We start from the raw sequence: 20,897 nt of genomic DNA, 5'->3' as shown, positions 1-20,897 counted from the left end.
GTATGTCATAACAAAAAAGCATTCTTCTATGATTTATCAATTTTATTATAATTGGGAAGCTATGCGTATAGGTGCTCTATACGTTTTGTATCTCAAATCAATTGAATTTCTTTTCAGAATAAAGAGCATACGTTTATTAGTATTATACTTTTCAGTATTTGTGTCAACGTTAAGAAAGATTAATGAATCAGGGAATTAAATACCATTTGTTTTGCGTTATTTTTGTTCCATAATAGTACTTTCTCGTAAATAAAAAACTTCCTTCTAAGATATATCACCTTAGAAGGAGTTATGTTATTGTTTCATATATACATCTTTCAGGTTTAAAAGCTGTGTCGGCATTTGCGTTAGACCATTCACGTCTTCATTTACGCCCATTAAATATTCCTGATGATGGATGTAAACCATTGGTGCAATTTCAACTAATAGTTCCTGTACTTGACGATAGAGTTCCAACCGCTCATTGGGATCAACAGTTTGGCGGGCTTGTTCTAATAGTTCATCAAGCTCTTCATCTTCGGTAAACGTACGATTCCCAGCATTACCCAGGTTATCTGAATGGAGTAACGGATATAGTCCATTATCTGCATCACCAGTAACCGTTGTCCAGCCGAAGACAAACATATCGTGTTCGCCATTAGCTGTTTGCTCAAGCATTGCTCCCCACTCCAGGATTTCCACTTCAGCAGTAATTCCAATTTCCCTAAGCTGAGCCTGAATATTTGTTGCAGTATCTATCCGCTGGCGATCATCGTTCGTCCAGATAGTTGTTGAGAAGCCGTCTTCGAACCCAGCTTCAGTTAGCAAATCCCTCGCAGCTTCCACATTATAATCAAGACCCGTAACCTCTTCACTATAACCAAATACATTCGGAGCGATTGGACCTTTTGCAGGTATTCCTATACCATCATAAATCCCCTCAATAATTTGCTCTTTATCAATTGCCATTGAGATTGCTTTTCTTACACGTGCATCATCAAATGGTTCCTTTGCCATATTAAATCCCAAATAAGATAATGCAGAGCTTTCTTGGCGTTGAACGGATAAGCCATCTGTTGCTTCGATTTGGCTAACATCTGATGGACTCAGTGGATTTGTAATATCCGCATCACCAGTTTCAAGTTCTGCGATACGAGTTAAATCTTCCGCAACAACTTTAAATGTTACCGAATCTAGTACTGCAGGCTCACCCCAATAATCTTCATTTTTTAACAAGCGTACAAATTGGCCTGGCTGCCACTCATCATAGACAAATGGCCCTGTTCCTTGTGGGTTTGCACTAATGACAGTTCCAGGATTTTCGCCATTTTCCATCGCAGCATAATCTTCTTCAATTTGTTCTTTTGAAATCATCACTCCACCAGGATGTGCAAGATGTGCTGGAAGTGGTGCGAATGGATACGCTGTTTTAAATTGAACGATATAATTATCGATTACTTCTACTTCCGTAATCATGTTGTACATAATCGCTCTTGGTGATCCAACTTCCGGGTCAAGTGTACGATCGATATTTGCTTTCACTGCCTCCGCGTTAAAATCAGAACCATCATGGAATGTGATTCCCTCGCGAAGCTTAAATACCCATGTTGTATCATCAATTTGCTCCCAGCTTTCGGCAAGCAATGGCTGGTTCTCCATATTTTCATCTTGTGTTACGAGTGTTTCAAAGATATTGCGCTGTACATCACTAGATGGCGTATCATTTGATGCAGCTGGATCAAGTGACACCACATCAGATTGCTTGGCAATAATTAAATCGCCACCTTGTGTTGTTTGTCCATCTGGGTTTCCTTCATCTGCATCATCTACATCATTAGGTTCGCTTGCACAAGCAACAAGCGCGATGCTTAGAAAGCCAATTAAAAAGATTAAAATATAAGATTTCTTCCGCATTCTCATGTGCTGTTTTCTCCTTATTCGTTTATGTAGTTTAACTCATTTAATATATCGAAATTAATCTTTAATTTCAAACTTTTGTCACTTATTGAACTGATTCTTTAACCATATGATGTTCTAAAAAGTTTTGATAACTAAAACCCTTAACCTCATCCTCTGAATAATAATGTAGAAGTTTTTCAATAAGAGTTGGATATGACGAAGCATCCTCTAATCCTGTAACAAAGTTTGATATCCCATCGAAGTCCGATCCAAACCCAATATTCTGTACACCACCAAGTGCGCAAATATGCTCAATATGTTTCAATAAATCATCTATTTGAGCTTCCTCTTTATCTTTATGAATAAAGGGAGGATAAAAGACAACATGAATAAGTCCATTATTGGTAATCAATGCTTTGATTTGTTCATCATCCAAATTCCTAGGGTGATTGCAAATCGCTCTTGCATTGCAATGACTGGCAATTGGATAATCAGCATGCTCAATAATATCCCAAAATCCGTTCACTGTTGAATGTGCAACGTCTGTAAACACCTTTTGAGCATTGTTCAATTGAACGACCTCTTTACCGAACAATGTTAATCCACCGCCACGAGGCTCTTCTGCACCATCCGCGCAAAGATTGGCATTATTCCACGTTAACCCAATAGATAGAACACCAAAGCGATATAGCTGCCGAAGCTTCATTAAATCATTGCCAAATGCATCGGCTCCTTCTAATGTCAAGACTGCACCAATTTCCCCTGGCTTCAGGGAAGCTAGTTCGTTCCATTTTTTAATATGCTTCATCTTCGGGTTTTTATTGATAATCTCCGTATGAAATAGATCAATTTGTTCTAAAGCATGCTGCCACTTTTCATCTGATGGTACATGCGGTGGAATAAAGACAGCAAAAAATTGAAGCATGACATTTCCCTTAGTTAAACGGAATAAATTCGTTTGTAATTCAGGGGCTGTACGAAAATCCAGAGATAACTGGTTTCCATATTGCCCTCTTTTCGAAAGCTGCAACTTTAAAAGCGCGTCACAATGTGTATCAACTATTTTCATTTTTTCACACTCCTTTTTCTATTTTATCATGACTAATTCAATGAAATGAACAAAACGAAGAGATTGATCATCTCTTCGTCTTATTGTTTTTATGCATTATTTTTTTCATATTGTCTCAATTCCACCCGGCGAATTTTTCCGGAAGAAGTTTTGGGAAGTTCCTCAATAAATTCAATTTTCCTTGGATATTTATATGGTGCAGTTGACTGCTTCACATGGTTTTGTAATTCTTTTATTAGATTTGGGTTATTCGCATCTTCACGATCTTGCAAAACAATAAATGCTTTTACTACATTCCCCCGAATTTCATCTGGGCTTGCAACTACTGCACATTCCTTTACCGCTGGATGCTTTGTCAATGCATCTTCTACCTCAAACGGTCCAATTGTATAACCAGAGCTCACGATAATATCGTCGTTTCTACCCTCAAACCAGAAATAGCCTTCCTCATCTATTTTGGCTTGGTCTCCTGTAATGTAAAAATTACCTCGTTGCGATTTTTTGGTACGCTCTGGATCCTTATAATATGATTTAAATAATGCTGGTGTATCTAGCGGAATTGCAATATCTCCAACTTTTCCAACAGAAACTGGATTACAGTCCTCATCAATTAGCTGCACACCATTTCCCGGTGTTGGTTTTCCCATCGATCCAGGCTTTACTTTCATTCCTTTTAAAAATCCAAGGAGCAGTGTATTCTCCGTTTGACCGTAGCCATCACGAACGGTAACGCCAAAATATTTTTCGAACTTGTCAATCACTTCACGATTCAATGGTTCTCCAGCAGAAACTGCACTATGTAATGCTGAAAGGCTGTATTCAGAAAGGTTATCCAACTTCGCCATTAGTCTATATTCTGTCGGTGTACAGCAGAATACGTTGACTTGATTATCCTCTAATAAGGTTAGGTATTTTTTTGGACTAAATTTCCCGTTATAGACAAAGCCTGTCGCACCAGAACCGAGTACAGATAAAAACGGACTCCATACCCATTTTTGCCAACCTGGAGCTGCAGTTGCCCAAACAGTATCACCGTTTTGTATACTCAACCAGTTTGCTGGAGCTGTTTGCATATGTGCATACCCCCAACCATGAGAATGCATAACTGCCTTAGGATTACCTGTTGTTCCAGAAGTGTAAGGTAAAAATGCGATATCATCTCTTGTAGTTGCTACCATTTCTAGCTCATCTGATGCATTTTCTTTTATTTCATCAAGCAGACTCCAATCTTCAGCTTTTTCACCAACAGAAAACTTCATAAGTGTTGGATACTCTTCTATAGCTTTGAATTGATCTACATAATCAGCATAACTTACAATAGCCCGTACTTCTCCGTGCGTAATCCGGTATTGCAAATCTTTTGTCCGCAGCATTTCTGAAGAAGGGATAATTATAATTCCTGCCTTTAATGCAGCAAGATACACTTCATAGGTCTCGATAATCCGGGGCATCATGACCAATAATTTATCACCTTTCTTAAGCCCATGTTCAAGAAAAGTATTTCCAATCCGGTTTGCATTTCGCATAAGTACTTGATATGTAATTTCTTTTCTGTTCCCCTGTTCATCTTCCCATATAATTGCCTTTCGATCTGATTCATTGGCGTATTTTTCTATTTCCATCACAATATTATACATTTCCGGTGCAATTAAATGTTCCTTTTTCATTTTATAACCTCCATTTAGAACCTGATACTAACTCCTAATCATTATATCAGAATAGGATTAGAAATATCAAAATTCGAGGATATCGATTAAGTATGGTAAGATAGAATTAACTAGGAGGAGGTTCTACGATGACGAAAATGCAATTTCAAGTCCAGTTGAACAAGAAAAAAATACACCTAACAGCAACCCAGCTTGTTTTCTACAAACAGAGCAAAGTGTTAGAAGCCACCGATAAAAATAGCAACTATTATTATTTGATTTTTTATAAAAATAATTTTATTAACGGGGCAAAACGTAATCAAATTAAAATTAACTCTCATGTTCATCAAGCATTTAAGAATGGTATTCGCTACCTGGGTGAGCATCCAATTACTAGGACTCTAATCAAAAAACAGAAATCCTTCCACCTCATTTCATTTAATCAGCTTTATAAAAGCATTCAAAAAAAATACACAACGCTTGAAACTGCGCTTATCTTTTCCTATTTCGATTCATTTATAAAATTGGAATCCACCCATAAATTATTTAGACAAACATTTTATGAATATCGCAGAAATGGCCAACATTTCGCTGCCTATAAACTGTTGAATTGCTACAGCCTTGCATATCCAAATAATAAATTTGCTCATGATATGCTGCACAACTTGCAATTTCAAACTTATAAACCAATCTATCAAAACATGACAACCCTTTACGAAAAGGACCCAATTTATTTCGAAGCTTCTTTCGAAAGTTTTAAAGGTAATCAAACCTTCCTAAAATTACTCTTTCAATTATATCGTGAGCAAAACCGCCTTCTTGATGAACTTGCAGTAAGAAGTGAATTGCTCCAATTACATGATTCAGAAGAAAACAACTCCACCGTCATATTTCTATTAGAAAACTTCTCTTTAGACGATCAGCTTTTAATTTTACAACAACTAAAGCAGCACGCTGCCATTCGAGAAAAGAGTATGCAACTGCTTTTATCCACTGGAAAGGCAAATGACTTCGTTCACTTCCTATTTAAGACTGATTTCCAACCAACCCCTGAACAAATGGACGCTATTATCACCCGATTTGAGCAAGCTGATTCCGATGTGCTCTCTTCTCACTATCAATTGTCTAAAACAAGATTGCTTACATTATGCAGCTTCGATGCCCGTATATTAGATAAGTTAGTCACACCATTCGTTACTGCATTTTTTAACCATTATTCTCTTCATGATATTTTAGACTGGACCGAGGCTTTTCGTAAAGCCAATTTCCATTTACCTATCGAACAAAAGCTAAGAAAGATGCAAACAATGACAGAAGACCCCGATCAGCAATTTGCGCTGGGCGAACTCTATGTTCATTTTCAGCAATTAGAAAAATCGATCGACTGCTTCAAATGGGAAATGGAAATGCATCCAAATAATCCAAAGCCAGTGTCGTACTTATCAAAAATTTATAATCAGCTCGGGCAACAAGAAGAAGCTACCGCATACCAACAGTTATTTCTACAGATGAATCGATAATCAGAAACTGGAAATACTCGTATTTGATTAAAAAGAAGAGAACCGTCCGCACCTATTAGGTAACGAACGGCTCTCTTCTTTTTTAACCTACCTCAGTTTCTAATTGCTCTTTCGGCAATACTTCATTCATGCTTCCTGTTCGATAGCCTTTTAAATCAACAGATACATAATCAAAACCTAATGATACAAGTTTTAATTGGATTTGCTCGCGTTGGTTGAGTAAATCTACTATTGAATCTTCTGTAACTTCAATTCTTGCAACATTTTCATGATAACGTACACGTACCATATCAAATCCAAGCTTAATCAGGAAAAGCTCCGCCTCATTAACTTGGTTAATTTTTTGACGATTAATTTCTGTTCCATATGGGAATCGAGATGCTAGACTGCAAGACGCAGGCTTATTCCAAACAGGTACTTCCAATTGCTTTGATAGCTCTCGAATTTCGTTTTTATAAAGGCCAACTTCTTGTAAGACACTGCGTGCGCCTTCTTCCGTTCTCGCTTTCAGGCCTGGCCGAAAATCATCCATATCATCCATTATCATGCCATCCAATACATACGGGTAACCTAGCTCTTCAGCTAATTCATTCAGCCGCACGTAAAGCATTTTTTTACTATGGTACCAGCTGTCTGGTGTATTTGCTACAATTGCTGGATTATCTAATTCTTTCATTTCTGTTTTTAGGACACGTACACCCATTTTTTCAGCAAGCTCTACTGCTCCATCGAATTCCTCTTGTCGGAAAAGCTCAGATGCTACTACTACTGCTAGCACATCGTCACCTAATTCCTGCTGGGCACGCTTTAATAGAAATGAACTGTCCACTCCACCTGAAAACGCAACCATTACACGGCCCATATCAGTAAGGATTTGACCAAGCTGACTGTTTTTTTGATCCATTGAATTACTCATTTGCTTCGCCTCACTTTGTATATAGTTAAAACCATTATAACATAAACAATTCTTTCACTATTAGTTTATCGTCCAAACAAAACACTGTCAATGAAATCGCTTAATAATATTTAGTTGACAAATTTAAGCGTTGGCTACATATTATAAATAAAACCTATAATATTACTATGAATTATATAAAGGCGGTGAATATAGTGTATCTCACTTTAAAGGGTGTTGAAAAAAGTTTTCAACATAATACAAACGATAAATTGAAGGTTTTGGATGATATAAGCTTTGATATTGAAAAAGGCCAGTTTGTTTCGATTGTCGGTCCTTCTGGTTGTGGAAAGTCTACATTACTTTATTTAATTTCCGGTCTGGATAAAGCGACAAAGGGCAAAATTGAAGTGGCTGGAGAACCTGTAAATAATCCAGGTCCAGATCGTGTTGTTGTGTTTCAAGAGGATGGGCTTTTTCCTTGGGCAACCGTGCTGGACAATGTAATGTATGGATTACTTTTGAAAAAAACACCGAAAAAAGAGGCGGAACAAAAGGCAAAAGAAATGCTGAAGCTTGTTCATTTAAGCAACTATGCTGGTGCCTATCCGCATCAACTATCTGGCGGAATGAAGCATCGTGTGTCAATTGCAAGAGCTCTTGTTATGGATCCTGATATTTTATTAATGGATGAACCATTCGCTGCATTGGATGAACAAACAAGAATGACGCTTCATCACGAATTACTTGAGATATGGAGAAGAACGAAAGTGACTGTTTTATTTGTTACGCATAATATACGTGAAGCAGTGCTTTTATCTCAAAAAGTTATTGTAATGGGGACGCGACCGGGAAAAATTAAAACAGCGTTTACTGTTCAAACCACGCAAGACGGAGTAACCCCAGATAGTATTACACTTGATTTGGAACAAAAGATTCTTGCTGCATTAGAAGAAGAAATGGAAAAAGTGCTAAGGGAGGAGCTTGGAGATGATTACAGCTTTAAGACGGGTTCTGTTCATCGGGATTCTAGCGGTGATATGGGAAGTGGCATCTAGACTTTCATCCGTTCCGGACTTTATGTTTCCCGGAGTACTCCAGGTGCTCGAAACACTTTTCACAGGAATTACTGGTGGACAAATCACAGAAGCCATGTTTCGCAGTATTGGGCGACTGCTCTTTGGATTTATTATCGCATCAACGCTTGGACTATTCCTTGGTTATTTAATATGGCGTTTTAAAATTGTTGATGAGACACTAGGATTTCTAGTCGTTGCATTACAGTCCATTCCTAGTATTGTGTGGCTGCCACTTGCAATTGTCTGGTTCGGTCTTGGAGAAACAGCGATCCTGTTTGTTGTCACAATTGGTGCAACGTGGACGATGACCATGAATACGACGAGCGGATTTAAAAATGTACCTACCCTCTATCAACGGGTTGCGAAAACGTTTGGTTCTAGTGGATTTCATTTATTGCGAACTGTGATTATCCCTGCATCCGTCCCACAAATTATTTCTGGCATGCGGTTAGCTTGGGCGTTTTCCTGGCGTGCGTTAATGGCCGGGGAATTACTTGGTGCTGGTGGTGGACTTGGTCATTTACTTGAAACAGGACGTTCGTTAGGTCAAATGGATTTAGTTATATCTGTGATGATTATCATCGCAATTATTGGAACAATTATTGACAATGTTGTTTTCACAAAGCTTGATCGAAGTATTCAGAAAAAATGGGGATTGTCTTCCTAAAACTTCTGAATCTATGAAACTGTGTATTTCATTTGGAGGGGTAAAAAATTGAGTAGATATTCGATTCTGGGCATGGCTTTTACAGCTATGTTGGTATTCTTATCAGCGTGTGGCGGATCTTCAGAAGAAAATGAGACGAATGAAGTAACCATTGGCTACTTCCCGAATTTGACACATATTGCAACAATTGTTGGTTTAGAGAACGGTTATTTTGAAGAAGAATTTGGTGAGGATATTACGTTAAAAACGAAGACAGTAACAAATGGCGGGTTATTTATGGAAGCAATGGCTACAGAAACAATTGATGTTGGTACCGTTGGTCCTGGCCCACTATTAAACATCTATGTAAAGGATCCAAGCTATCACATTATATCTGGTGCTGTAAATGGCGGTGCTGTCTTAGTTGCCGATAACGACAGCGGTGTTACTGAACTTGCTGATTTAGACGGAAAACGCGTTGCAATTCCTGTTATTGGAAGCACACAGGATGTGATGCTCCGTAAAGCACTGCAAGAGGTTGATTTATCACCGACTACAAGTGGTGGAACTGTTGAGTTATATGCAGCTGCCCCCGCAGACACAACCACCCTTTTTTCACAGGATTCCGTACACGCTGCAGCAACACAGGAACCATGGGGGTATGTGCTGGAAACACAAGCGAATGGACAAAAACTGCTTGACTGGGATGAATTCGCATGGGGGAAAGAATCTACGAATACAGTAGTTGCTGCTTCGGAGAATTTTATGGAAAATGACGCATTGACCGAGTCTTATTTAAAAGCTCACCTTCGCGCAGTAGAATTTATCCAGAAAAACCCAGAGGAAAGCCAAGCATTAGTTATTGAGCATTTGAAAGAACTCACAGGACAAGAGCTTAATGCCGATGAAGTAGAAGCAGCATTTAATAACTTGGAAGTTACAACCTCTGTTAATGAGCAAGTGATTCAAGAAATGGCAGACATCAGCTTAGAAGCTGAATATGTTTCAAGCAATAACATTGATGGGATGATTAACCTTTCGATATTAGAAGGACTAAAAGAATAGAGATTTAACATGAAGCTGTTGTGAAGACTTACTATTTACGACAGCTTTTTGTGTTTATTGGAAAGAGAAAGCGAAGTAGCGTGCAATTATGGTTGGAGCTCTGCTAATTGAATTTCCGTAGCTGGGGTTGCCAACTTGACTTTCATCTCTGCCTAAAATGTTTTACTAAGTAGATTTTTCACCGTTTTGGTTTCTAATCAGCCGTGATAAGCCTTATCTCGGTCGATTCTTCTTATTTTTTTATTCTCAAATCGGCCGTGACAGCCTTTCTATCATTGAATTTTTCCTATTTTTTACCCGTTTGCCAGATTGAAACTCCGAAGAACGAGTTCAAGGTGCCTCACTGGTCGCGGAAAGCGACTGCTCGGAACAATCCCGGACGGCGGAAACTGCTCAAACTTAAAAAAACAGAAGTTAGTTCGCATTTTATCTTATCTGCAGCAAACAAAAAATCGCATCGTCAATACAAGAAACTGTTTGAGCCTAATATATTAGCAAGTTTAATTTTTACGTGTCTACACTTCACTAATCTGGTAAAATAATGATTAAGGATGTGATATCTTGACACAATTTAACGATGAAGAATTTGAGAATGCATATAAACAAGAAACAGATCGAATCAATGCCCAGTTGGATAAAGAGATATTATTTGCCATGATTGGGGATGTAAACACTGGAAAATCATCAACGATTAATCAGATAATCGGTGAAGAGGTTGCCTTGGTTGGAGCGAAGCCAGGCGAGACCACAGGAATCGATCGCTATATATATCGTGACAAAATCATTTTCGCAGATACACCTGGTCTGGATGATATTAATCGTCATAACTCGGAAGAAACAATGAAATTTTATAAAAATGCAGATGTCATCCTATTCTTTCTAAATGCAGCCGGAACGGTTTTTTCTGAAGGTGAAAAGAGATCATTTGATATGATTTCAAAGGAAAATAAAAACATCCTTTTTGTTTTAAATAAAATCGATGCAGCAGATGACATACCAAGCCTTATCCAATATGTAAAACAGCACACGAAAAATAAATATAATGTCGTTCCTATTTCTTCTCGAACAGGAGAAAACATTGATAAGCTTCGAAATGAAATAATGGCTATTTTGAAAAAAAAACATAAAGAAATACAATTTGCGAGGCTTGTAAAAGAAAAATCTTCTACGGCTAACAGGTGGATTGTAGCTGCTTCAGGCTCCGCAACTGCTGTTGGGGCTGCTCCAATACCAGGTTCAGACTTTATTCCATTAACCGGAATTCAGGTTGCACTATTGGTTAAGCTAGCAACGCTTTATGAAAAACCACTATCTAAAGAGCGCGCTAAAGAGCTAACGATAGCAACCATCACGGGGAATATCGGAAAAACGCTATTCCGTCAAGTCATTAAATTCATTCCTGGAGCTGGATCTGTGGCAGGCGGAAGCATTGCCGGAGGAATGACGCTCGCTCTCGGATATGCTGTTAAATATGCATATGAGAATGATATTGAATTAGATGCGAATAGCTTAAAATCGTTATACGAGTATTTCCGGAAAAAGGACAAGATTAATTCATAACAAAAGGGCAGCCAGAAAGCTGCCTTTCGTTATGGATGTTTTCCTAATATCCTTTATAATAACTTTGTGCGGTTCGTGGTAGACTTGGTGTCTAAACAATTTTTAATAATTACTCATACCCTTGTATCCTCATTTACCTTTAAAATCAATTAGAAGGACCGGCCCCCTCTGTCAATTTTCTAACCATCTATAAAACCTCCAAATAACGATAAGGAAGAGAAAGTAACCCAAAAGAGAAAATTCATGTTTCCAATATACAGAATGAATAAATAAACCATATTGCTCTGCTGTTTGTTCTGCGATGTATACAAATAAACTGCAAAGGAAAAGAAAAATGTACCTGGGTAATTTATGTAACCTCTTCAATACAAAAATAATGGTAAGGGAAAATAACGGAAGAATACAAAGCGTGAATAAGATATTTATTGTAAATATCTCGGAAAACGGACGCCTTGGAAAAGAATACAGACCTGCCCCCACCAGCATAAGATCTAAATACGTTCCAATAAGTGATGCAAAAATAATAGCAGATAAATAGGCTTTAATTCTGTGATTTCTTCGGTAATAATGCTTCTTTCGCAAGGATTGAAAATTCGATTTTCTCAAGTGTTTTACAATATTCATGATAAATAGCTCCATTTCCTTTAAACATATCCATTTTTAAATAATGAACTACTTTCCAATTCAAATACCAGTCCCCTTTCTCAGCTTCTTTCTGTTCTATATTATTCCATGCGAACTTTAATATGGGACTATACAATTTTGGGGCGTTTGGTTTGATGCAGCAGCTTTTTATTCTTCGCTGGTAAGATCCCCCAGGTACGGATTCATCAAGATCATTAAATAAATGAGGCCAAAAATCTTTTCTTGATCCAGTGTGGGGGTGTTGAATCGCCCACTTATAAATAGATAGATAGTTTTCTTTATCAAAAAGTAATTGATACAAACGTTTTCCCAACAAAATTCGGTTATGTAAAGAGGCAAATTGGTGAATGGTTTGACCAATAATTCTTATCTCCTTTTCATCGATTGATGGAAAAATGATTTGGTTTAAATCCAATAACTCATGCAGTTTATATTCCAGTGTTTCCAGTACAGTGGATTGATAATAAGGATTTTGGATGACTCTTTTCTCCAAATAGCTTTGTTCATTGACAATAAGTGCGGCGGTCAAAAGATATCGATCTTTGATTTGGTAGAAATAATCCCAAACTACTCTCATGAAAAAGGAGACATGAAACAATGGTAAAAGGTAAAAAAGATTGGTGTTTCTTTTTACACTTTCTTCATAGAGCAGTAATTGCGGATAAATGTCCTGAAAGATTAACCAATTGCCTCGCTCTAAAAAAGTAAAAAAATCCTCCTTTTCCTCCTCAGATAATAGCCTGGATAATAGACTTCCTTTTAAATCGGTCATGTTCCATCCACCATTTCGAGAAACCATATGTCCTAGAAAGGCCCAGTGGATTTCAGGGAACCTCATATAAAATTCTAAGTAGGCATTCGTTCTGGTCACATTATTTACATTTCGTTTTTTCGTTTCACGATGAATGTATTCGAATAATTCATGTTCCACAGCATTTAATTTATTTTCATGAATCGTGGGTCTCGACTTCTTCGTTAATTCCTTTTTTATTGCTGCTAGTTCAGGAGTAATTGGTTGACTGGCCAATTTCTTTGTTAAAAATCCAATGATGGAGCATCACTCCTTTACTAACTATGTTATGGATGTGGATAAGAATAAATGATGAAAAGTTAAAAAAGCAACAAGCTGTGTTCTAGGATTTTGGAATTTTTACAATAGGGATGGAATAAAATGATATAGCTGTTTGGAGGTGTCATTGTGAAAAGCCAAATAACAGATGAAATCAATCGAATCATCGAGGTATTAAAAAATGATCAATCCTCTGATGGATCCTGGGATTATCCTTTTGAAACAGGCGTCTCTACGGATGCCTATATGATTATTTTGCTGCGCACCTTGGAAATAAATGATGAAAAGCTCATCCAGGCTTTAGTCGAAAGAATACTTAGCAGACAGGAGAAAAACGGATCCTGGAAACTTTTTTATGATGAAAAAAACGGAAATTTAACTGCTACCGTTGAAGCCTATTATGCACTTTTATATTCTGGTTACCGAAATAAGAATGATAAAGAATTGGAAGATGCAAGAAGGTGTATTTTGGCATGGGGCGGTATTGAAAAAAGTCATATGCTTGCCAAAATCATGCTCGCTCTAACCGGCCAATATAAATGGCCTAGTTTCTTTCCCATGCCGGTTGAATTTATTCTTTTGCCATTGTCATTCCCTATTAACTTTTTCGATTTTTCCGTTTATGGAAGAACCAACATTGCTCCGATATTAATCTTAGCCGATCAAAAATTTGTGATGAAAACGAATAGAAGCCCCGATCTTTCTGACTTATTCCTTTCAAGGGGAAATGCAGAAAATGATGAATTCTTCCTAAATCGATCTGGGGATTGGCGCTCCTTTTATTCCTTTATTGAACAAGGTATTAAAAATATCCTTGGGTTCCCCGAATACATCCATAACATGGCCATACAACAGACGAAAAAATATATGCTAGACCGAATCGAATCGGATGGGACCTTTTACAATTATTTTAGTTCTACCTTTCTGATGATCTTTTCGTTATTAGCTCTCAGATTTCCCAAAAACGACCCAATCATAAAAAAAGCAGTAGAAGGATTGAAAGGCATGGCCTGTCAAATTGACGGCAAAACGCATATGCAATACACAACGGCAAACGTCTGGAACACATCCTTAATCAGTTATGCATTACAAGGCGCTGGTATTGCCTGGGACGATCCAATGATCGGGCAAGCAAATAACTACTTACTTTCCCATCAACAGTATCGTTACGGTGACTGGGCGATTCATAATCCAACGAAAACCCCGGGCGGATGGGGATTTTCTGATAAGAACACCTTGAACCCAGATATAGACGATACAACGGCTTCATTACGATCTATCACTGATTTAGTACAACATGAAGTCGTTTACCGACAGGCTTGGGACAGAGGAATCAACTGGATTTTTTCCATGCAGAATTATGATGGCGGCTGGGCTGCTTTCGAAAAAAATGTGGATAAAAAGATTGTAAAGCTTATTCCAATTGAAGGGGCTGAATATTTATTAACAGATCCCTCTTCCGCAGATTTAACAGGTAGGACCCTGGAGTTTTTCGGCAACTTCACCAATTTGTCTAAAAATCATAACGCGATAAAAAATGGAGTGAATTGGCTAAGGAACAATCAAGAAAAAAATGGTTCTTGGTATGGAAGATGGGGAATTTGTTATATTTATGGAACATGGGCAGCCATAACCGGGTTGATTTCAACTGGAGTTGATACCGAGAATTCTTCCGTTCAAAGATCGTTAAAATGGCTGATAAGCATTCAAAATCAAGATGGAGGATGGGGAGAATCTTGTTATAGTGATATCAATCAATCCTATACACCACTTGGGGTCAGCACATTAATACATACTGCCTGGGCATTAGATACGCTTATTGCGGCATCTGATAATGTCACACCAGAAATATTGGCGGGAGTAAAGTTTTTGCTGGACACTTCAAATAAAAAGGGTTGGACCTTATCCTATCCAGCAGGGCAAGGAATGGCAGGAGGATTTTACATTCATTATCATAGTTACCAATATATTTTTCCTTTGTTAGCATTGAGTCATTACAGAAATAAATTTTTAGAATGACGGGGACAGAGGGTTAGGCCCTTTGATCTCTCCGTCCCGTTTTCTCAATTGCGCTAGCTGCTAGAGATTACTATATAGATTTAGATTTTAGAGGCCAATGTAAAACAAGTAGTAAGAGAAAAACCTCTTATCAGGAATTACGATTATATTTTTGTCATAGTTCTAAACTATCCCTCAATTACCCTCATGTTTTAAAAAAACTCCTAGCTCAATAAATTCATTACCGTTATTTTCCCTATTAAATTTCCTCTTATAATCAATTTACTTTCTTCTTGAACTGACCATTACCGATAATTAGAGAAGGTAATTTACAAAAGAAACAGATATTTATAGTATAATAATATTGGAGCACTAATCTAGAAAACTCTGTTCCGAAATTAAGCTCATTTGAGGAGTCGATGCACGTTGACAAAGGTACACGAACAAACTATTTTTCATCATATTGGAAATCGGTTTCAAACAGAAGATCGAGAGATTCATATCGTAGCTCGTCTAGAAGAACCGCTCGTGGTAGTACTAGGGAATGTTTTGAGCGATGAAGAGTGCGACGAACTCATTCGATTATCAAAAGATAACATGCATCGTTCAAAAATCGGCTATTCACGGGAAGTAAATGACATTCGGACAAGCAGCGGTATGTTTTTCGAAGGCACTGAACACAGCATTCTGTCTACTATTGAAAAAAGAGTATCCAATATTATGAACGTCCCCGTAGAACATGCTGAAGGGCTTCAAATTCTAAATTATACGCCTGGACAAGAGTATAAAGCTCATTTTGATTACTTTTCAGCTACAAGCAAAGCATCCGAAAACAACCGAATCAGTACAATGGTCATGTATTTAAATGAGGTCGAACAAGGTGGAGAAACCTACTTTCCGGAGTTGAATTTTACTGTTTCTCCAAAAAAGGGAATGGCAGTGTACTTTGAATATTTCTATACCAATCACACCTTAAATGAACAGACCTTACATGGTGGAGCGCCCGTAATTGCAGGGGAAAAATGGATAGCCACACAATGGATGAGAAGACAAAGAGTGAGATAATCAATAATGAAATATACAGTAAAAGAGACTTAAACAGTCAAGTCTCTTTTACCTTGCATTAGCTCGCCCAACCTTTAATAATTTTTTAAGCCAATCTATCAATTCTATTTCCCTCGTTTTGATACTTCTCTTCCGTCATAGGTAAACACCGTTTCCCTTCCTTCAATTACTGTCTCCATATGAACTGGTCTTCCCCATAGCTGATAAACATATGGCATTACATGCTCTAAATAACGAATATCTAATTCTGTTCCTTCATACCCATGAACGAGATATAATTCACCGTTACGCAGATAATCTCCATCCTCCACGACGATATATGGAAAACCACCATTTACCCGAATCGATATGAGCTGATCCCTTACCTGTTCATAATCCTTCTGCGTTATTCGGTAATCTCTTCCCTTTTTCTCAAATAAATACATATCCTCCCGTTCGACAAGTTCCTTCGTTAAATAATTGCGGATAAATGAAATATCTGATTCAATCTCCCGAACCTCAAAAATTTTCTCCCTGCCGGCATTCGGCTTGTAACCTCGGTATTGCATTTCCTCAGTCGGATTATTATAACGTTCTTCAATATCTTCGAATATTTTTATTCCTAGATAATAGGGATTAATCGAAGTACGTGATGGCTGAACGACCCCAGCATTTAACTTGGAAAATTCAATCGTCTCATCGGTTGTTAAATCCATTTCTCTTAAAATTCTCTGATGCCAATAGGATGCCCAACCTTCGTTCATGATTTTCGTTTCGAGCTGTGGCCAGAAATAGAGCATTTCTTCACGCATCATTGTTAAAATATCACGTTGCCAATCCTCCAATTCACGACTGTGCTCTTCAATAAATAGTAATAGGTCCTTTTCAGGCTTAGGCGGCAGTTTTTTTAGTCGTTTTCTAACTTTCGGTTTTGTGTCGATTCGTTTCTCGTCTAAACTCCATAAATCGTCATATGGACTTTTTGTTCGTTGCTCTTCTTCCACTTCATCCTCGTCTACTATAGGTAGTTTCGAACGAATAATCGATGGATCGATGTGTTCTTGAATCGACAGAATTGCATCTAAGAAACTCTCCACCTCATCTTTCCCATACAGCATCTCGTAATCAGCAATTCGTTCTGCAGTAGCTGTCATGCTCTCAACCATATCTCTCCTCGTATTTGAGAAGCGCACATTGTTTTTGAAAAAATCACAATGAGCTAGTACGTGTGCGATAATTAGTTTATTTTGTATCAAGCTGTTTGTATCGAGCAGAAAGGCATAACATGGGTCAGAATTGATTACTAGCTCATATATTTGACTTAGCCCAAGATCGTATTGAAGCTTCATTTTATGAAATTGCTTTCCAAAGCTCCAATGCGTAAACCGTGTTGGCATTCCATATGCACCAAATGTATAAATAATATCTGCTGGACAAATTTCATAACGCATCGGGTAAAAATCAAGCCCAAAACCAGTTGCAATTTCTGTAATTTCTTCAATTGCAAACTTTAGCTCTTTTGATTGTGTCAACTTCATCCCTCCACAAGTGCTTTATATAGTTTATGATATGTCAGAAGAAAAATGTCCAACAAATCGTAAGCCCCGATAAACAGTTTATACGATTAAGCAAGAATCTAAAGAAGTTTTATATGTGACAGCATATACATTTATCACTTTCAATCGAAAAAATAGTAATAAATTTTAAAGGATCAATCATTTGATTTTTGTTCCTTTAATAATTCTTTTTTTATTCGGTCAATTATAGTAAAATAACTCTATATTAAAAGGCAATGAAGAGAAGAGTAAATGTGTTCAAGCATAACAGAGAACTCCAGTAGCTGGAAATGGAGGATGTAATAGCACATTGAACCAAAACTTAGAGCTGCACATAGGATTATTCTTATCGATTATGATGATGTGTCGGGTTCTCCCGTTATAGAGATAGAGTATATTTCGTACTCGAAAAGGTTTCTGTGGAGATACAGAAATAAACTGGGGTGGCACCACGAACTTCTAAATTCAAAGAGTCTCACCCCCAAGGTTATTAACCTTGGGGGTGAGACTTTTTTGTTCGCAAAATAATTCTAGATTTAGGAGTTGATCTCGTGAAGTGGAAATACCCTCTTTTACTTTTGTTAGGAATCGGTGTTTCAAATTTAGGTGCATGGGTTTATTTAATCTCATTGAACTTAATTGTATTGGACATGACAAGATCTCCCTTAGCCATATCATTTCTTTATATCCTCATTCCAGTTGCAACTTTATGTACTAATTTTTGGGCTGGAAGTTTTATTGATCGAATAAACCAAAGAAGTTTAATGATATTCTTAGATTTAATTCGAGCAATATTTATATTTACATTAGCTTATATCGATTCACTAGTTCTCATTTATACTTTTGCTTTTGCCATTAATATAGCAAGCTCCATGTTTGCGCCAGCTTCTATGATTTATATGACAAGGGTGATCCCCAAAGACGATAGGCAAAGGTTTAATGCACTGAGAAACTTTATAAATTCTTGTGGTTTTATACTAGGCCCTTCCATTGCAGGGTTCCTCTTTATACTTGGGACTCCAAATTTAGCCATTCAATTAAATGCTATAGCATTATGTTTATCTGCAATCATTATTCTTTTACTTCCAAATCTAGAACGAAGAAAACAGGATGACCTTTCAGAAAAAGTTACCATTACTTTAATTGTAAATGACTGGAAAAAAGTTCTTCGTTTTAGCAAATCAAATAGTTATGTGACTTTGATTTATGTTTTCTTTAGTGGAATTACAGTACTTATGACTGCTTTAGATTCTTTAGAAGCCGCATTCGCAACCGAAATACTTTCTTTATCTGAAAGCTCCTATGGATTCCTTGTAACTGTTGCAGGAATGGGAATTATTGTAGGATCATTCATAAACACTTTATTCACTAAACAATTAAAGCTAAATATTCTAATTGGTTTTGGTTCCCTTTTTACACCAGCTGGTTATTTAATCTTTGATTTTTCACATAATTTCATCTGGGCCGCTATAGGATTTTTTACTTTAACATTTGCACTGTCATTTGCAAACACTGGCTTTTTAACTTTTTATCAAAATAATGTATCAGTAGATATTATGGGAAGATTTTCAAGTGTGTTAGGAATTTTAGAGGCTTTCTTAATCATTCTGTTTACAGCAACTATTGGGATAGCTGCTGAACTATTTGAAATCCGACTAATTTATATTATAGGTTGTTTTGCATTTTTAGTGCTAGGGTTTGTAATTTATTTGGTTGTATTCAATAAATCAAACAGCAACTACTATCATTAAGTGTTTCGTAATGATAATAGTTAGAAACAGAGGAATTCACACATTGGCTGTGTGAATTCCTCTGTTTGTATATTTTGCAATCGATATAAACAACGAATTTCTTACTTTGTTAAACTGTGGCTGCACCTTTTAGGAAAAAGCTTTTCATCGCATGATAAACATCGCCTTTTTCCTTTAACACGTAATATCGAAATTTTGGATCATCAATATTTTTATATGCATTCATTAATGTGGAGTAACGGTTATACCCATTTACTTCTCCATAGCCAAACATATTGGAAACATCCATAATTTCTTTTACGAGCTTGATGCATGTTGCATTGTCTGAGCTAATATTTTCTCCATCTGAAAAATGAAATGGATAGATATTATAACGGGATGGACTAAATTTGTCTTCTATCAGCTCTAACGCTTTTTTATAAGCAGACGAGCAGATTGTTCCACCGCTCTCTCCCTTCGAAAAGAATGCTTCCTCTGAAACTACTTTTGCTTCCGTATGATGTGCAATAAAAGCAAATTCCACTGTTTCATACTTTGTTCGCAAAAAGCGATTCATCCAAAAGAAAAAGCTTCGCGCCATATACTTTTCGAAATTTCCCATCGATGCACTCGTATCCATCATGGCAATGACAACTGCTTTTGATTCTCGATTAATCACTTCGTTCCATGTCTTAAAACGTAAATCTTCATTATAAATTGGTGTGATTTTCGCTTCTCCATCTCTTGCATTGCGTTTCAGTGCTGTTAAAATGGTTCGTTTTTTATCCACATTTCCCATTAACCCTTTTTTTCGAACATCATTAAATTCAATTTTCTCTGTTGTGATTTCTGCCGATTCCTTCTGCTTTAGGTTTGGAAGTTCTAAATCTGGAAATAGCGCATTTTCTATTTCTGCAATTGAAACCTCTGTTTCGTAATAATCGGTTCCTGGATTTTCTCCTGCCTTCTTTCCATTTCCTGCACCTTTTTGCCCGTTCGCATCCGCATTCGGATCACGAGCAATTACATCTCCTACTTCGGAATCGCCATTTCCTTGCCCTACATGTTTCGATTTTTCATAGTTATAACGTATCTTATATTCATCTAAAGATCGAATCGGAATTTTAATGACGTCTTTCCCATTGGACATAATAATATTCTCTTCACTAATAAGGTCTGGCAAGTTATTTTTGATCGCATCTTTCACTTTATCAATATGACGTTGCTGATCCTGATAACCTTTCCGATGGAGAGACCAGTTTTCCTGGGAGACAACAAAGTTATGCTCATTTTCTTCAGTCATTTGTATCCTCTCCTATTTGAATTTTCAATCTCTTATTATGAAAATATACTTTCTTTATACTATGCAGAGAGAAACAAGTTATTGCCACTAATTCAAGAAATCTAGTATAAAAACAAAAGAATAATCAATATTTCATTTATAGATATGCAGTTTTCATAAAGTTTATCTAAGTGCGGCCTCTCTCATATCAACCC

Annotated in this window: 16 protein-coding genes; 8 read left to right on the top strand and 8 right to left on the bottom strand. The window is 37.1% G+C overall.

Going from position 1 to position 20,897, the window contains the following annotated elements; translation table 11 throughout:
• Window positions 1-294 precede the first annotated feature (294 nt).
• The 3 genes from D1B32_RS15915 to mbcS all read right to left on the bottom strand — a co-directional run bounded on the left by D1B32_RS15915 (window position 295) and on the right by mbcS (window position 4,614).
• Entirely contained in the window at window positions 295-1,899 is a 1,605-nt protein-coding gene (locus tag D1B32_RS15915; RefSeq protein ID WP_118889878.1) for a glutathione ABC transporter substrate-binding protein, read from the bottom strand.
• 82 nt (window positions 1,900-1,981) lie between these two features.
• On the bottom strand, window positions 1,982-2,947 hold the full coding sequence (locus tag D1B32_RS15910; protein WP_095310797.1) for a dipeptidase: 966 nt from the start codon (window positions 2,945-2,947) through the stop codon (window positions 1,982-1,984).
• A gap of 89 nt (window positions 2,948-3,036) precedes the next feature.
• Window positions 3,037-4,614 carry an acyl-CoA synthetase MbcS gene (gene mbcS / locus D1B32_RS15905; RefSeq protein WP_118889877.1) on the bottom strand — a complete coding sequence of 526 codons (1,578 nt, stop codon included), beginning with the start codon at window positions 4,612-4,614 and terminating at the stop codon, window positions 3,037-3,039.
• A gap of 128 nt (window positions 4,615-4,742) precedes the next feature.
• Here mbcS and D1B32_RS15900 point away from each other — a divergent pair, with 128 nt between their 5' ends.
• Window positions 4,743-6,113: a tetratricopeptide repeat protein gene (locus D1B32_RS15900; protein WP_095310801.1), complete on the top strand. Its 1,371-nt coding sequence runs from the start codon at window positions 4,743-4,745 to the stop codon at window positions 6,111-6,113.
• Window positions 6,114-6,195: 82 nt separating this feature from the next.
• Here the strand turns inward: D1B32_RS15900 and larE are convergent, their stop codons facing one another.
• Complete coding sequence (gene larE, locus D1B32_RS15895; protein ID WP_095310803.1) at window positions 6,196-7,029, bottom strand: ATP-dependent sacrificial sulfur transferase LarE; 834 nt, start codon at window positions 7,027-7,029, stop codon at window positions 6,196-6,198.
• Window positions 7,030-7,223: 194 nt separating this feature from the next.
• Here larE and D1B32_RS15890 point away from each other — a divergent pair, with 194 nt between their 5' ends.
• From D1B32_RS15890 to D1B32_RS15875, 4 genes are all read left to right on the top strand, one after another.
• A complete protein-coding gene (locus D1B32_RS15890; protein WP_118889876.1) occupies window positions 7,224-8,066 on the top strand; it encodes an ABC transporter ATP-binding protein in 843 nt (280 codons plus the stop codon).
• The gene (locus D1B32_RS15885) at window positions 7,999-8,754 is read left to right on the top strand and encodes an ABC transporter permease (RefSeq protein ID WP_118889875.1); all 756 of its coding nucleotides are present in this window, start codon (window positions 7,999-8,001) and stop codon (window positions 8,752-8,754) included. Before D1B32_RS15890 ends, D1B32_RS15885 begins: the two co-directional genes overlap by 68 nt.
• Window positions 8,755-8,841: 87 nt before the next feature.
• Window positions 8,842-9,798 (top strand): ABC transporter substrate-binding protein, encoded by a 957-nt coding sequence (locus D1B32_RS15880; RefSeq protein ID WP_095310841.1) that lies wholly within the window; start codon window positions 8,842-8,844, stop codon window positions 9,796-9,798.
• Window positions 9,799-10,359: 561 nt separating this feature from the next.
• On the top strand, window positions 10,360-11,358 hold the full coding sequence (locus tag D1B32_RS15875; RefSeq protein WP_118889873.1) for a GTPase: 999 nt from the start codon (window positions 10,360-10,362) through the stop codon (window positions 11,356-11,358).
• Between the two features lie 171 nt (window positions 11,359-11,529).
• Here D1B32_RS15875 and D1B32_RS24610 read toward each other — a convergent pair whose 3' ends face one another.
• Window positions 11,530-11,982: a CBO0543 family protein gene (locus D1B32_RS24610; RefSeq protein ID WP_392391114.1), complete on the bottom strand. Its 453-nt coding sequence runs from the start codon at window positions 11,980-11,982 to the stop codon at window positions 11,530-11,532.
• Entirely contained in the window at window positions 11,900-13,030 is a 1,131-nt protein-coding gene (locus D1B32_RS15865) for a DUF2515 family protein (RefSeq protein WP_240033812.1), read from the bottom strand. The genes D1B32_RS24610 and D1B32_RS15865 overlap by 83 nt, the downstream gene beginning before the upstream one ends.
• A 171-nt stretch (window positions 13,031-13,201) precedes the next feature.
• Between D1B32_RS15865 and shc the strand changes: the two genes are divergently transcribed.
• Both shc and D1B32_RS15855 read left to right on the top strand, forming a co-directional pair.
• Window positions 13,202-15,091, top strand: coding sequence for a squalene--hopene cyclase (gene shc / locus D1B32_RS15860; RefSeq protein ID WP_118889870.1), 1,890 nt, complete (start codon window positions 13,202-13,204; stop codon window positions 15,089-15,091).
• Window positions 15,092-15,496: 405 nt separating this feature from the next.
• A complete protein-coding gene (locus D1B32_RS15855) occupies window positions 15,497-16,135 on the top strand; it encodes a 2OG-Fe(II) oxygenase (protein ID WP_240033811.1) in 639 nt (212 codons plus the stop codon).
• A 104-nt stretch (window positions 16,136-16,239) separates the two neighbouring features.
• Here D1B32_RS15855 and D1B32_RS15850 read toward each other — a convergent pair whose 3' ends face one another.
• Complete coding sequence (locus tag D1B32_RS15850) at window positions 16,240-17,646, bottom strand: SpoVR family protein (protein ID WP_392391113.1); 1,407 nt, start codon at window positions 17,644-17,646, stop codon at window positions 16,240-16,242.
• A 575-nt stretch (window positions 17,647-18,221) separates the two neighbouring features.
• Here D1B32_RS15850 and D1B32_RS15845 point away from each other — a divergent pair.
• Window positions 18,222-19,421, top strand: a complete 1,200-nt coding sequence (locus tag D1B32_RS15845) for an MFS transporter (RefSeq protein ID WP_240033810.1) — start codon at window positions 18,222-18,224, stop codon at window positions 19,419-19,421.
• Between the two features lie 109 nt (window positions 19,422-19,530).
• Here D1B32_RS15845 and yhbH read toward each other — a convergent pair whose 3' ends face one another.
• Window positions 19,531-20,703, bottom strand: coding sequence for a sporulation protein YhbH (gene yhbH, locus D1B32_RS15840; protein ID WP_095310825.1), 1,173 nt, complete (start codon window positions 20,701-20,703; stop codon window positions 19,531-19,533).
• Window positions 20,704-20,897: the final 194 nt, after the last annotated feature.

This window comes from Oceanobacillus profundus, from assembly GCF_003515705.1.
Classification (GTDB): Bacteria; Bacillota; Bacilli; order Bacillales; family Amphibacillaceae; genus Oceanobacillus; species Oceanobacillus profundus.
Note: the sequence above shows the minus strand (reverse complement) of the source record. Positions and strands in the feature narration are given on the sequence as shown.

Bases quoted from the DNA above. Each gene is read 5' to 3' on its own strand.
- D1B32_RS15915 (WP_118889878.1), bottom strand. From the start codon at position 1,899: ATGAGAATGCGGAAGAAATCTTATATTTTAATCTTTTTAATTGGCTTT.
- D1B32_RS15910 (WP_095310797.1), bottom strand. From the start codon at position 2,947: ATGAAAATAGTTGATACACATTGTGACGCGCTTTTAAAGTTGCAGCTT.
- mbcS (WP_118889877.1), bottom strand. From the start codon at position 4,614: ATGAAAAAGGAACATTTAATTGCACCGGAAATGTATAATATTGTGATG.
- D1B32_RS15900 (WP_095310801.1), top strand. From the start codon at position 4,743: ATGACGAAAATGCAATTTCAAGTCCAGTTGAACAAGAAAAAAATACAC.
- larE (WP_095310803.1), bottom strand. From the start codon at position 7,029: ATGAGTAATTCAATGGATCAAAAAAACAGTCAGCTTGGTCAAATCCTT.
- D1B32_RS15885 (WP_118889875.1), top strand. From the start codon at position 7,999: ATGATTACAGCTTTAAGACGGGTTCTGTTCATCGGGATTCTAGCGGTG.
- D1B32_RS15880 (WP_095310841.1), top strand. From the start codon at position 8,842: ATGTTGGTATTCTTATCAGCGTGTGGCGGATCTTCAGAAGAAAATGAG.
- D1B32_RS24610 (WP_392391114.1), bottom strand. From the start codon at position 11,982: ATGAATATTGTAAAACACTTGAGAAAATCGAATTTTCAATCCTTGCGA.
- yhbH (WP_095310825.1), bottom strand. From the start codon at position 20,703: ATGACTGAAGAAAATGAGCATAACTTTGTTGTCTCCCAGGAAAACTGG.